We start from the raw sequence: 14,771 nt of genomic DNA on the forward strand, positions 1-14,771 counted from the left end.
CTATTGCATTCTTCGGGTGCCGGGGCCGCTCTTGATAGGGATGTGCGCCCACCGGTATTCTTCGTTTATGGAGTACTGCGGCACGTAGTGCCCGTAACGCTGGTGCGACAGCACGACATTGGAAAGATTGTCCAGCACGTAGGCGTCGCCCCCGGTGTATACCACCAGTATGGCGTGGGCCAGCCTGCGGATGGAGTCCAGCAGGATGACGATGCGCATGTCCGAAACGGGCACGCCAAGCTGCTTCAGGGCGAAATACTTGGTGATGGCGTAGTCCTCGCAGTCGCCCGACTTGCGCAGGAATTCGATGGGCGCGGCCCAGTAGTCCACCACTCCCCACACTTCGCTGTCCAGCCGGTAGGGCCACTGGTTGAACAGGGAATTCACGTTGCGCAACTTGTCCATGGTGGACAGGCCGCGCCATTCGGACCGCAGTTCGCCCCACAGGGCGTTGCGCCCGCCCAGGGCCCGTTCCGGAATCAGGCCCGGCGTCTTGCGGTCCACGTTCAGCACCCGGTCCCACTTGGGCAGGTTTTTCAGCGGCCCCCTGAACTCGATGGTGTTGAACAGCCGGATGCCGTTGGGACGCGCGCGGGCCGGGGCGGCCCGCCCGGGCTCGGCCGTCTGGCCGGATTGCGCGGCCTGGCCGGATTGCGTCGCTTGGCCGGGCCGGGTCGGCTGGCCCTGCCGGACTGGTTGTGATGGCTGGCCCTGTCGGGCCGGGGGCTGCTCGGCCTGGGCCACAAGGGGCGCATCGGGTGCGCCCACCGTGGCCTTGCCCGCGACCTCTCCGTCATCATCCTTTCCGGCGGCGTCATCACCGGCGGCGTCGGCCACCGTATCGGGGACGGCTGCCCCGCCGCTTCCATCAGCCTTGTCCGGTATGTCCGGCATGTCCGGCGCGGTGGCGGCGTCCTGCGCCCGTGCGTCGCTTTCGTCCCCGGCGGCCTCCTGCCGTCCTGCCTGCCCGGCCTGCCCTACCTGCCCACCCTGCCCGCCCTGCTCCTTCAGCTTATCGGCAGCATTCGGCGCCGACCGTACACCAGTGTCCGTCCCGGCCTCATCCCGCGCTGGCCCGGCCACCGCCCCGCGCACCTCGGGGGTGGCGGGCGGCCCGGTCCTCGCGGCGGTGCTGCCCGCATCCTGCGCCTGCATGGGTGCGGCCTTGGGAGTGGAGCCGCCCGCCACGGCCATGCCGCGCCACGCGCCGGTTTCCACCGCCAGCGGCATGGCAAGCAAGGCAACCAGGGCCAGCAGGACGGGCAGCGCCCGGCCACGTCGGCGGAAAAGCACCTGCATCAGGCCACGCGCGCCGGGGCCGACCACGCAAGGGCCGTCCACGCAGGGGGCATTCGGGCAGGGGCCATCCGGGCCGGGTTCACGGCGCGAACGCACCCCCCCGGCCCCGCCCGCCGCAACCGGTCGGCCGGGATGGTACGGCGCGCTGCCCGCGCCGTTTTCCTCGCCCGTGGCCCTCTGCCGCATCAACGCTCCCGCAGGGCGTTCTGCTGCGCCTTCAGGATGGGCTTCAGCAGATAGTCAAGCACCGTCTTCTTGCCGGTGAGAATGTCCACCGTGGCGGTCATGCCCGGCATGATGGGCAGGTTTTCGCCGCGATAGGTGATGGCGTTCTTCCTGGTGCGCAGCTTGACCAGGTAGTAGAACTCGCCCTTGCGGTCCTCTATGGTGTCCGCGCTGATCTGCTCCAGCCCCGCCTCCAGGCCGCCGTAGATGGAGAAGTCGTAGGCGGTGACCTTGACGATGGCCTTCTGGCCCGGGTGCAGGAAGGCGATGTCCGCCGGGCGGATGCGCGCCTCCACCAGCAGGGTGTCGTCCAGCGGCACCAGTTCGAGGATCGATTCGCCCGGCTTCACCACCCCGCCCTGGGTATTGATGATGATGCGCTTCACCGTGCCGCGCACCGGGGCGCGCAGGTCGGTACGGGTCACCCGGTCCTCGCCTGCGGACAGCGTTTCGCGCAGCGAGTTCAGTTCCACGCGGCGCTTGTTGATCTCCTCCACCGCCTGCGAACGCACCTCGGCCTTGCGGTGCGACAGGCGCTGTTCCACCTCGTGCACGGCGCTGCGGGCCTTGGGGATGTTCACGGCCAGCGAGCTGATGTCGCCGCGCAACTGGATGACGCGCTGCTCAAGGCTCAGGTAGTCCACCTTGGAGTAGATCTGCTTCTCCACCAGCGGCCGGGCGATGTCGCGCTGCTCCTGGGCCACGCGCAGGCTGGCACCCAGCTGGCCCTGCCGTCCCACCATTTCGTCCACTTCCTGGCGCTTCTGGACAAGCTGGCTTTCCAGCACGCTCAGTTCCAGTTCCAGCTGGCGCTTGCGCGCGTTGTGGATGGAGGTCTGGTCGGCCACCACCTGCGGGGCCTTCTCGACCACCTCGGGGGGATACACCGGGTCCTTGCCCTCCAGTTCCGCCTCCAGCCGGGCGATGGCGGCCATGTGTTCGTACGACTTGGACACCGCGTCGCGGAAGAAGCTGGCGGCCGATTCGTTGTCCAGGCGCACCAGCACCGTGCCCTTTTCCACGATCTGCCCTTCGCGCACGAATATCTCGCTGATGATGCCGCCTTCCAGGTTCTGGATTTCCTGCACGCGCTGCGAGGGAATGACCTGGGCCTGGCCGCGCGTCACCTCGTCGAGCGAGGCGAACGCCGCCCAGATGACGAACACCAGAAAGAACACCCCCAGCGAGGCGGACAGCAGGAAGGCCAGCGGGTGGCCCTTGCGGTGCAGGGCCGCGTCCACCTCGCTCATGAATTCCAGGTCGTCGCGGCGCACGCCGTTGGCGGCGCCCCCGCCCAGCGCACTGCCGCGCGCGGCACCGGCAAGGCGCTCGCCCAGGGTCGATGCGCCGTGGCCCCCCATGCCCGGAGGCACACCCGGAGGCATGCCCGAAGCGGCGCCCGGTGGAACGGGGGGCGTGGCGGATTCCGGAGCGCCCGATGTGGTCTTGTCGTTTTCCATGTTCATGCTCCGCTGGCGCGCCGCGCATCAGCCCTGTTGGGAAGGCCGGGAAGGCCGGGGGGCTGGGGCGGGCGCGCCCGTGAAGCGCGCGGCGCCCGCCGCGCGCACCTGATCGCCGCGCAACGCGGCAAGGACGGCCTGCTTGGGGCCGTCGGCAACAACCCGGCCGTGGTCGAGCACCACCAGCCGGTCCACCAGGTCCAGCATGCTCACCCGGTGGGTGACCAGGATCAGCGTCTTCTTGTCCAGTATTTCCGCAAGGCGCCGCTTCAGCGCCATTTCCGACGAATTGTCCATGTTGCTGGACGGTTCGTCCAGTATCAGCACGTCGGGGTCGTGCAGCAGCGAACGGGCCAGGGCCACGGCCTGGCGCTGCCCGCCCGAAAGGGCCATGCCGCGCTCGCCCACCGGCATGCCGAAGCCCGCCGGGTGCCCGCGCACGAAATCGACCACCCCGGCGATGGTGGCGGCGCGCAGGATCATCCGGTCGTCGGCGTTGGGCACGCCGATGGCGATGTTGTCGCGCACCGAGCCGTAGAACAGGTAGTTGTCCTGGGCCAGGTAGCCCACGCGCGAGCGCAGGTCGGCCATGTCCATCTGGCGGATGTCCACCCCGCCGAAGCGCACCGCGCCGTCGCGCGGCTGGTACAGGCCGATGGCCAACCGCCCCAGGGTGGACTTGCCCGAACCCATGCGGCCGATGATGCCCACCCGCTCGCCGGGGCGGATGGTGGCGTTGACGTTCTCCAGCGCCAGCCGTTCGGAGCCGGGGTAGGCGAAGGACACGCTTTCGAAGACCAGGGAATGTTCCAGCGGGCCGAAATCGACGTACGGCCTGTCCTCCGGCCGCTCGGTGGGCAGGTTCATGAGCATGTCCAGCGACTTCAGGGCCATGCGCGACTGTTGCAGCCGCGCCAGCATGGCCGCCACCTGGCTCAGCGGGGCCATGGCGCGCGAGGCCAGCATGTTGCAGGCGATGAGCCCGCCCATGGTCAGCAGGCCGTCGGAGATGCGGTACACGCCCCAGATGATCACCGTCACGCTGACCAGTTGGGTGAACAGGATGGACATGGTCACCGAGATGTTGGCCAGCCCCTTGGACTGGGCGTTGGACGAGGCGCTCATGCCCACCACCTTTTCCCAGGCGTGCTGCATGCGGCCTTCGGCCAGCGACGACTTCACCGTTTCCAGCCCGTTGATGATCTCCACCAGCAGGGCGTTCTTCTGCATGCCTTCCTTGTAGCCCGCCTCGGCCACCCGCTGGAACGGCAGTTGGAGCAGCATGCCGATGCCCAACACGATGGGCACCGCCAGCATGGGCACCACGCCCATGGGCCCGCCGATGAAGCACACGATGAGCACGAACAGCACCAGGAAGGGCAGGTCCACCAGCGCCAGCAGCGTGGTGGAGCCGAAGAACTCGCGCAGCGACTCGAACTCGCGCAGGTTGTTGGCCAGCGAGCCGGTGGAGTCCGGCTTGGCGTCCAGGCGCAGGCTCATCAACTGGTTCATCAGGCGGCTGGCCAGCACGATGTCCGCGTTGCGGCCAGCCACGTCCACGAAGTAGCTGCGCAGGTTGCGCAGCAGAAAGTCGAAGATGTAGGCGATGCCGATGCCGATGGCCAGCACCCACAGCGTTTCCGTGGCGCTGTTGGGCACCACGCGGTCGTACACGTTCATGAAGAACAGCGGGCTGACGATGGTCAGCAGGTTCACCACCACGCTGGCGAACAGCACGTGCTTGTAGATGGGCAGGAAGTGCAGCAGCGTGTCCCAGAACCAGCGCTTGGCCTTCAGCAGCTTTATCTCGCTGGCCCGGCGGTCCAGCTTGCCTTCCAGCCGGGCGAACATGGCGTAGCCGGTGTATTCCTTGGTCAGTTCGTCCACCGGCACGCTGCGCGGCTCCATGCCCGTCTCGGGGAACAGCACCTCGGCCTTGTCCCCTTGCAGCGACAGCAGCACGCAGGCCTTTTCCTGGCGCAGCAGCAGGATGCACGGCAGGGTCAGCGCCGAAATGCGGTCCAGCGTGGGGCGGTACACCACGCTGGAGGCCATGCCCGCCGTGCGCGCGGCGCGGATGCAGGCCGAAGGCTGCACCGGCCCGTCGGACATGGGCAGCCCGGCCACCAGGAACCGCGTGGACACCGGCTTGCCGTGCAGCCGGAACAGGAAGGCCATGCATTCGATGAGCGGCGGCGTGTAGTCCACGTCGGCCGGGTCCAGCCCGCGCATGTCGGGAATGCCGCCCTGCGGCACCGGGGGTTCCAGCGCGGCGTCGAGCTGCGGCCCCTCCAGCGCGGCGGCCGTGGCGGCCGCGGCCTCGCGGGGGATGGCCGAGGGCGGCGCGGGCGGCGCCGGGCGCGGCGCGCCCACGGCGGGGATGGGTTCTTCCGGCGCGAAGGCGGCGGCCCGGTCCGGGTCCGGCGCCATGGCCGGACGCGGCACGGAGGCGGCGGCCCCCGGCGTGGCCGAGGCGCCCGATGTCGTGGGCGCGGCGGGCTTGCCCGCCGGGCTCGCGGCGGGGGCCGTGCCCGCCGGAATGGCGGAGGCGGCCGGAGCAGCGGGCCCGGCGGCGGGCCTGCCCGGCGTCACCGAGGCGTGCAGCGGGGGATGGGCCGGAGCGCCGCCGGCTGGCCTGGCCCCCGCATCGGCAGGCTTGTCCCCGGACCCGGCCGGTCTCGCCCCGATTTCGGCCGGTCTTGACGCGGGCGCGGTCGGCCCTGACGCAGGCACGGTCGGTCTTGACGCGGGCGCGGCGACGGAAGGCCTGGCCGTGACGGTGGGGGGCGTCGCCGTGACGGGCTTCACGCCCTCGCCTGCGGTTGCCTTGCCCGGCTCGCCGCCGGTGCCCGGACGTCCGGCAAATCCGTACGACGGCCGGGGGGGCCTGTCGCCGGGTCTGTCTCCGGGCCTGTCTGGCGCGGGTTCCGGCGTGCGGGCGGCGGTACGCTCCGGAGTGCGCTCGGCGGGCTTGCCCGAGGCCGAAGCCCCGGCGGCAGGCGCGGAGACTGGCGCACCAACCGGGGTGGCACCTGGGGTGACACCTGGGGCGGTTGCACCACCGGGCGCTGCGCCCGCCGTCTTGTCCGGCGCCTTGTCCGGCTCCCTGCCGGGTTGCGTGGCGTCAGGGCGGGAGGAGGGCGGGGAGGAAGGCTTGTCTGTCACGGCGGAACCCCTCGTGAGGTGGATGACCAACGGCGCGGCGAGGGGTACGGCAACCGCCCCCCCTTTCCGGACATTTCATCGTATACGCGCGGGCACCCTGCCGCGCAACCGGATTATGTCGCTCTTCCCCGCTCCCTGCCCCGGCCGCATGCCTGGCGGAGCACCGCCGTGGGCAGCATCGCCGCGCGGCATCCCAAGGTAGGGAATTCCCTGCCACAGGGCGGCATTACCCGGACAGCACGGCAATCCGGAAAAACCGGATTCTCCGCACCAGCCAACAATCACACTCACAATTTCCGCATTGCCACATAGGGAAAACCCGACCTTACCGCACCATACATTCCATCATTCCCCCATTGAAATTTGTGCGCCATTACAATATGCCGAACCACAGGCACGGGCGCATCGGAAATAGCTGCATATTTCCGTTCACGTCGTTGCATGCGCCGCCATGTTTCCCCCATTTTTCACTACGCAGGGCACAGTTCCTTGCAGAAATTCACCGAAATGCATATACGCTGAAAACAGGACTTCAAATCTCCCCACTGTGCAACAATGCATCGCCCATCGCCTGCGCGAAAACGCGATGCGGAAGTCCGGTCTCCCCCTTTCCCCGTGACGCCGGGCAGACGTGCCTGCCCACGCAACCCGCGCCCGTACGGCGCGCCGATACCATGAGGTAGCGATGACCCGTTCCACGCAGGGTGCCACCGACCCCGTTACGCTGCTCCTGCCCGCCGCCGGGCAGGAGCTTCATTTCGACGCCAACTCCGACTCCCGCTTCGCCCTGGGCTTTCCCACCGACGCAGCCACCCTTGACCGCAGCGGCGACGACCTGGTGTTCAGCTTTCCCGACGGCGGCCGCATCGTGCTGTCCGGGTTCTTCGAAGGCAACAACGCCGACCTGCTGCCGGAATTCAGCCTTCCCGAAGGCGGCACCGTTTCCGGCCACGATTTTCTGGCCGCCCTGGAACCCGACCTGCTGCCCGCCGCCGGTCCCGGCGCGGGCGCGGGCACTGCCGGCGGCGGCGTAGGCGACTACAGCGACGACCCCGGCAGCCTCATCGCGGGCGTTGACCGCCTGGACCCGCTGACCCCGTTCTTCTGGAACAACGCGGTGGAACCCACCCTGGATGTGGAAGGGCCGCTGGACCCGGCGTCCGGCTCCCTCGGCTCTTCCCTGCAACTGGTGGGGCCTGACGGCTCCCTGGTCGGCACCTTGCACGGCTACGAGGACAACCAGCCCGGCCAGTACCTGCCCGGCGCCAACGACGGCTCCGTGGACGCCCACGCGGGCGACGGCACGGAACAGCCGCTGCAATTCGTCCTTGTCTTCACCCCCGCGGACAACGAGGTGCTCACCACCATCACCCTGAACGGGTTCACCGCAGGCACGCGCATCAGCATCGGCGACGCGGACTTCGGCGATGCGGGCGACATCGTGGTCACCGGTCCCGGCCAGGCCGTCACCCTGACCGCCGCGCAACTCGCCTCGGGCATCTACCTGCGCCCGCCGCAGGACAGCTCGGCGGACATGAACATCAAGGTCACCGCAACCATCACTGACCCCGATTCCGGGTTGTCGGCCACCATCGGCGGTAGCTTCACCATCGTCATCGACGCCGTGGCCGACCGGCCGGGCATCACCGCTCAGGACGGCCTCACGCTTCCGGGCGGCGAGGAAACGACGGTCGCCATTCCCGTCTCCGCCACCTTCCACGACCTTGACGGCTCGGAACGCCACTACGTCGAAATCGACGGTGTTCCCGCCGACTGGACGCTGGACATGGGCAGCCTGCCCGCGGGCTGGACGCTGGTGTCCACGACCACAGAAGACGGCCTGTCCACCCTGCGCTTCGAGGTGACCGAGGCGGCGGCGGCCGACAATGGCGCGGTTTCGGCGTCGCTGACGTTCAACCCGCATGACTGGTCCGACGCCCGGCTGAACGACGGTACGGAAAACACCCACGGCGCGGCGGAACTGACCGTCACCGCCATCGCGCAGGAAACCGCCGTGCCCGGCGAACGCACCGACAACGACACCGCAACGTCGGACGCCGTGGTCATCACCGTCTCGCGCACGGAAGACAAGCCCACCATCACCGTCACCGGCGGCAACGCCCTTGTGCTGACCGTGGATGAGTCGGCGGGGCGGCAGCACGACGACAAGGCCGTGTCGGCCCTGTCCACCACCGCGCAAGGGATTTTAAGCTCTCTTGGCCTTGCGGACGCGCCCCTTTCCGCTTCCGACGGCTCCGTGACCTACAACCTGCACTCCGACGGCGCGGGCGACCCCAACCCGGCCTCCCCCAGCCAGGTTTCGCTGGCGTGGAACCTTGACCAGATCGCATCAGACCTTGCCGGGCTGAAGACCGCCGACGGCGGCGCCATCACGTGGAACGTGCAGACCGTGGACGGCCACAGCGTGCTGGTGGGCACGAGCGGCGGCAAGACGGCCTGCGTGGTCATCCTTGCCGACAACGACGGCGTGCTGGCCAACGGCGAGAACACGGCCACCGTCACCTTTGTCCAGTACCAGCCCTTGCACCACGATGTGGCGAACAATGGCGACGACATCAAGGATCTGCCCTTCACCTTCACCGTCACCGACGACGAGGGCGACGCCATCGACGCCACGGTGCTGGTGAACGTGCACGACGACGGCCCGTGGCCGTCGCGGACACCAACACCTTCAACGAGGCCACGCAAACGTCCGTCACGGGCAACGTGCTCACCAACGACACCCCCGGCGTGGACGGCTGGCAGGGCACGGTGCAGGTGGCCCAGTGGAAGGGCATCTCCGCCACCGACAACAACGGCGGCACCCCGCACACGTACCAGGTTTTCACCACCGACGCGGTGGACGGCAACGGCTCCCCGACCGGAACCGCCGTCTCCGGTTCCGCCGTTCTCGCGCCCGGCGCGTACCACATCTACGACGCCACCACGGGTTCCTTCGCGGGCACCCTCACCCTGGCCGCCGACGGCACCTACACCTTCACCCGCACGCCGGGGCAGGACATCGACGATGCGTTCCGCATCAGGGTCGGCTACACCACCAGCGCGGACAACGACGGCGACGCCGCCAGTTCCACGCTGACCATCAACGTCACGCCCGCGCCCCGGCTGGAGCTTTCCATCACCGGCGACACTTCGGTGCATGAAGACCCCGCCGCCGGCGGCACGACCAACATCGCCCACTACGCCATCGCCATGGACTACGCGGGCCATGGCGATCTTGCCGCCGACAAGGCCAGCGGCGCCTTCAGCTTCGACGTGACGCTGAAGGGCGTTTCCGAACTGCCCCTCAACCCGTCAGACATCAACCCGTCCTCCGTCTATTACGACAACGACCTTGCGGACAACGGCGGGGCCAGCGGCAACATCAGCCAGACCGGCGACATCATCTGGATGGTGCCCACGGTGGACGAGGACGGCAACATCACTTCCTGGACGGCCACGTCCACGGCCGATCTCGAAAGCGCCCTGAACGACGCGCTGAAGGCATACTACGGCACGGACGGCGACGGTAACGCCTATGTCACGGTGCAGATGGTCGAGATGGATTCCGCCCTCAAGCTCACCTTCACCGTGCGCGACGGCGCGCCGCTGAAGGATCTGCCCCTTGCCATCCAGGCCGTGGACGACATGGTGGGCGACAACGGCGAAACGTACAGCGTCGTGGTCGGCAACCTGACGCTTGCCGACGACACGCCCGGCTCGTTCGACGTGGCCATAACCAGGAACAGCGTCTCCACCACCATCCACGATGAAGGCAACGGTGCGGGCAGCGACGGCTTCCTGCTGGGGCTGGTGGACAGTTCCGTACAGGAAAGCAGCAAGGACGCGGGCGTGGAAGTGCGCCTGTACGTCAATTCCGGCAACGGCGACTACTACACCGGCGATGCACCGGTGCAGGACGTGACCGTCTCGCTCTCGTTCACCGATGGCGACGCCAAGGGCAACGCCGACTATTTCGAAAACGGTTCCTACACCATTCCCGCCGGGGCGTGGACGTTGGTGACGACCACGGACGGCAGCGGTAACACCGTCAGCTACTACAAGGCCATCATTCCCGTGCAGCTTGCCGACGACCGGCTGAGCGAAGGCGAGGAAACGTTCCAGGTCGAGATCACCGGCGTTTCCGGGCACGAGGCGGGCGTGCACGACCACGGTTCCGCCACCGTCACCATCGTGGACGATACGGATCCCGCCCACACCGGCAAGTTGGACGGACCGGAGTTGCAGTACTTCGGCCCGGACACTCTGGTGCGCGAGCCGGTGGCTCCCGGAGAATCCGCCGAGTTCGACGAGAACGGCGACAACACCTCCGTGAACGGCGCGGTGAACACCGTGGGCTACACCATCGTCCTCACCGATGTGGCGGCGGAAGACGTCGTGGTGTGGCTGAAGCTGGACGACGCCAGCCTCGGCAAGGACTTCAGGCTTGGCGAGGGCGTATACGACGCCGCCACGGCCACCGGCCTGCCCGGCTACGCCGAAAGGCCGGACGGGGCCAACTACTACGTCATCGTCAAGGCGGGCGAAGCCTCGGCCCGGTTCACCGTGGACATCCTGCACGACCACGACACCGCAAGTGTCGACGGCGGGGTGGACTCCGGAACCGATGCCGTGTCGTGGACCATCGTGGACATGCAGGGCAGCGAAGTGGTGTACGACACGGAAAACCCCGCGAGCACCGGCGACCCCATCGCCGACGACATGCGCGGCCCGGTGGTGTCCATTACCGATCTGGACGTCACGCAGAACACCACGGATGGCACCACCACCATTTCGGTGGGCATGCCCGGCGGCGTTGCCGCCAACGAGGACGTCACCGTCACTCTCCAACTGGTGCGCAGCGACGGCAGCGTTGACGAACACACCGTGACCATCCCGGCCGGGCAGGCCACGGGCGACCTGACGCTGCCCATTCCGAACACCGACTACTACCACGTGCGCATCGTGGGCAGCACCGGCGGCGAAACCCGGTTCGACGACGGCTTCCGCTTCGTGGACGTCGGCAACGGCGGCGGCTCCGGCCTCTTCAACGGGCGGCTGGAACTGTCCCTTGCCGCTACGGACTCCATCGCCGAGAACGGCGGCGTGGCCGGCTACACCATCACCGGGCACCTGCCCGACAACTACATGCCGCTGCTGAACGGCGACGTCACCTTCACCCTGAAGACCTACGGCAATAGCGCCGCCCAGGGCACGGACTACTCGGAAGGCGAGGTGACCGTGACCCTGAGCGCGGAACTGCTGGCCCGCATCAAGTACTTCGAGGGCGGCGACTTCACGCTGAAGCTCACCGACGACGGGCACGGCAACATCGTCGCCACCATCTACGACAGCAACGGCAACCCCTTCACCCCGATCCTGCCGGGGGCCATCACGGTGACGGGCGACCTGCCCGCCGCCATTGACGACAACCGCGTGGAAGGCGACGAAACCTTCACCACCATCATCACCGGCATCAGTGGCAACGCCACGGTCTCCGGCGGCAACGGCGGCATGGCCGAAACCATCATCGTGGACAACGACACGCCGATGGTGAAGGTGGAGGTGACCGGCGGCCTTGACGACGACGGCAAGGCCCATGAAGGCCAGAACCCCGTTACCGTCACCGTCAGCCTGGTGGATGCCGACGGCAACCCGCTGGACCCCGGCAACGGTCCCATCACCCTTGAACTGACCTTCGGCGGCGACGCCACGCACGGAGCCGACTTCGTGCCCTACACCGCCACCGTGACCATCCTGCCCGGCAGCGGCGGCAAGGCCACGGTCAGCGTGGCCCTGCCGGAGGACTACATCTCCGACGGCGACAAGACGCTGAGCGTGACGGCCACCATCAAGGCCAACGACCCGTACAACGACTACGGCGACACCCTTGCGGGCATATCCGGCACCACGGAAACACCCCTGATCATCCTCGACAACGCCAACGGCCCGACGGCCACGCTGGTTGCGGGCAGCACCACCGTTTCCGAGGCCGACGGCAGCGCGGCCTTCCGCCTGACCATGGACAAGGCGGTGGAAGAGCCCGTCACCTTCACGGTGGACGTGAAGTTCAACGACGGCATGACCGGCGACGACCTCAAGGGCATCACCGTGGGCGGGCATACCTACCGCCCGGGGGATGGCAGCGGCATGGTCACCGAAGTCACCGACGGCGGCGGCAACGTGACCGGCTGGCAGTTGCACCTTACCGTGGACAAGGGCGGGTCCGGCACGTCGTTCAGCGTGGACACCGTCAACGACCGCCTGTCCGAAGGCGGTGAGACCTTCACGGTGTCCATCGCCAATGCGGACGACCTGAAGGGCGAAGTGAGCCTGTCCGACACCGCCCCCATCAACGTCACCGTCGTCGACACCCTCGACGGCCCGACGGTGACCATGAGCGCCCCTGCCACGGTGAACGAAGGCGACAGCGCGGACATCACGCTGGCGTTCTCGAAGGGGGTGGAGGGAGAAGACGTCACCGTCACCATGAAGGTGGACCTCGCGGCGCTGGAACCCGATAGTTCCGGCGCATATACGGCCACCCTGAACATCGGCGGCACGGAAACCCCCGTGACCATCGGCGCGGATGGCGTCCTGAAGTTCACCGTGCCCGCAGGCACCCCCGCGGGCAGCGTGACGGTCAGCTTCCCCACGGCGGACACCACCGGCACCGTGGGCGACAACACACCCCTTTCGGTGGAACTGGTTTCCGTCACGGGCGGCGAGGCCGGCGTGGGCGGCGCGCCCGGCATGACCAGCACCTATGTGGAAGAAGGCACCGGCTACGTGACCTACACCGTGGCCGCCAACGACGCCACCACGGCCACGTCCACGGTCACCTACACCCTGCGCGGCGTGGCCGATGCCGCCGACGTGTCGTCCATCAAGGTGGGCAGCGCCACCATCAGCAACATCACCATTGACGGCGGCGCCGTGACCGGCTTCAAGCTCGGCGGCGTCACCTATACTGCGGACGGAGCGAGCGGCTTCGTCGACGGCCTTGGCAACGCCGCGGCCCTGTCGCTGTCGCTTTCGGGCGGCAAGCTGGCCGTCAGCATGGCGCAGGGGGCGGGCACCGTCGGCGCGACGATAACCGTCACCTTTGCGGACAACGCAAACAGCACGGCCAACCGCGCCAACGCGTCCATCAGCGGGTCCATCGTGCTGGGGGCGGCGGTGGTGGAAATCGTGGACACCACGCAACCCATCGTCGCCAACGACCTGCACCTTGTGGTGCTGGGCGACGCATCCGCCAGCGTTACCCTGCCGGAAAGCGTACTCCTGAGCGCCGCCGCAGACCCCAGCGCGCATGCCGAGGGAATGGTGTTCGGCATTGCCTCGGGGCTTGGGGTTACGGACGACGGCAGCGGCAACCTCACGCTGGCGGGGCTGGCCGAAGGCAGCCACCAGTACACCTACACCGCCGCCGACGCAGGCGACGCCAACGACAAGGCGGACGCGGCGCTGCACGTCACCGTGCAGCCTGCCGAACATGACGGACATGGTGCGCCGCTGGGCCACGACTACGACGGCTCGTCCGTCACCCATGCGCAGGTGGTGGTGGGGTCTGCCCAGGGCGACACCATCACCGGCGGCGGCGGCAATGATCACCTGTTTGGCGGCGACGGCGACGACACCCTGCATGGTGGCGCGGGCGACGACCACCTGTTCGGAGGGGCCGGAAACGACGTGCTGCACGGCGGCGACGGCAACGACCTTCTGGACGGCGGCGCGGGGGTGAACACCCTGTACGGCGGCGCGGGCGACGATACCCTGGTGGTGCACGACACCGGCGGCGCCGCGGGCATGGCCGACGGGCACATCGACAGCCACGACTTCGGCGGGCTGCACGGCGGCGATGGCTACGACACCCTGCTGGTGCAGGGCGAGGACGTGACCCTGGACTTCAGCCGCATCACGGCGGGCACGGTCACCGGCATCGAGGCCATCGACCTCACCGCCGACGGCGCGCAGCACGTGGCGCTTTCCGCGCAGGACGTGCTGGACATGAGCGGCGCGGCCGACCACTCGCTGGCCATCACGGGCGACGGACACGATTCCGTCATCCTGGGCTCGGAATGGGCTCATGGCGGCACAGCCACCGTGGGCAACATGGACTACAACGTGTACACCGCCACGGCGGGCACGCCGGGCGATGAACAGCAGGTGCAGTTGCTCATCCAGCAGACCGTCAGCACCACCTCGCCCAGCGGCACCTAGCCGGTCATCTGGCACCCGGACGCACGACGGGTAACAAACAGCGGGCCGCCCCTTCCGGGGCGGCCCGCTTCATTTCCTGTCCTGACCGGCCTGGGGATGTCCCAGGGCCGTGTGTCACCTAGGGGCTATTTCTAACGTAGGATTTTCGTTCGTTGGCAAGGAAAACGAGCCTGCCATGAGGGAGTATGCCTCAGCCGTTTGGCGAGCTTGCGAGTCTTACGGATGAGGACCGCACCGCGCTCTTCTCGTATTCGACCGAGCCTTAGCCGTTAGGTGAGCGAAGCGAACCTTACGGATAAGGACAGCAAAGCTATGGCAGGCGAAGTTTGACCGCGTTGCGCACGATGTCCGTAGGGCTCGCAAGCTCGCCCAACGGCCACGCTTCGCGCCCTTCGGGTC

5 protein-coding genes are annotated in these 14,771 nt (G+C 68.2%); 2 read left to right on the top strand and 3 right to left on the bottom strand.

The features are described from left to right. The 3 genes from V6B97_RS05005 to V6B97_RS05015 all read right to left on the bottom strand — a co-directional run bounded on the left by V6B97_RS05005 (position 1) and on the right by V6B97_RS05015 (position 5,216). Positions 1–1,485, bottom strand: a complete 1,485-nt coding sequence (locus V6B97_RS05005; protein ID WP_333505397.1) for a transglutaminase-like cysteine peptidase — start codon at positions 1,483–1,485, stop codon at positions 1–3. Then, positions 1,485–2,774, bottom strand: a complete 1,290-nt coding sequence (locus tag V6B97_RS05010) for an HlyD family type I secretion periplasmic adaptor subunit (RefSeq protein ID WP_333505451.1) — start codon at positions 2,772–2,774, stop codon at positions 1,485–1,487. The genes V6B97_RS05005 and V6B97_RS05010 overlap by 1 nt, the downstream gene beginning before the upstream one ends. Before the next feature lie 237 nt (positions 2,775–3,011). Next, positions 3,012–5,216: a type I secretion system permease/ATPase gene (locus V6B97_RS05015; RefSeq protein WP_333505452.1), complete on the bottom strand. Its 2,205-nt coding sequence runs from the start codon at positions 5,214–5,216 to the stop codon at positions 3,012–3,014. 1,618 nt (positions 5,217–6,834) lie between these two features. Here V6B97_RS05015 and V6B97_RS05020 point away from each other — a divergent pair. Together V6B97_RS05020 and V6B97_RS05025 are read left to right on the top strand one after the other, a co-directional pair. Next, complete coding sequence (locus V6B97_RS05020; protein ID WP_333505398.1) at positions 6,835–9,249, top strand: hypothetical protein; 2,415 nt, start codon at positions 6,835–6,837, stop codon at positions 9,247–9,249. A gap of 4,223 nt (positions 9,250–13,472) precedes the next feature. After that, positions 13,473–14,372 (top strand): calcium-binding protein, encoded by a 900-nt coding sequence (locus V6B97_RS05025; protein WP_333505453.1) that lies wholly within the window; start codon positions 13,473–13,475, stop codon positions 14,370–14,372. Positions 14,373–14,771 lie beyond the last annotated feature (399 nt).

Source organism: Nitratidesulfovibrio sp. 1201_IL3209, assembly GCF_036763125.1.
Taxonomy (GTDB): domain Bacteria; phylum Desulfobacterota; class Desulfovibrionia; order Desulfovibrionales; family Desulfovibrionaceae; genus Cupidesulfovibrio.

What these genes read in the sequence shown, in the direction of transcription:
- V6B97_RS05025 (WP_333505453.1), top strand. Translation starts at nt 13,473, where the DNA reads ATGGTGTTCGGCATTGCCTCGGGGCTTGGGGTTACGGACGACGGCAGC.
- V6B97_RS05020 (WP_333505398.1), top strand. Translation starts at nt 6,835, where the DNA reads ATGACCCGTTCCACGCAGGGTGCCACCGACCCCGTTACGCTGCTCCTG.
- V6B97_RS05005 (WP_333505397.1), bottom strand. Translation starts at nt 1,485, where the DNA reads ATGCGGCAGAGGGCCACGGGCGAGGAAAACGGCGCGGGCAGCGCGCCG.
- V6B97_RS05010 (WP_333505451.1), bottom strand. Translation starts at nt 2,774, where the DNA reads ATGAGCGAGGTGGACGCGGCCCTGCACCGCAAGGGCCACCCGCTGGCC.
- V6B97_RS05015 (WP_333505452.1), bottom strand. Translation starts at nt 5,216, where the DNA reads ATGCGCGGGCTGGACCCGGCCGACGTGGACTACACGCCGCCGCTCATC.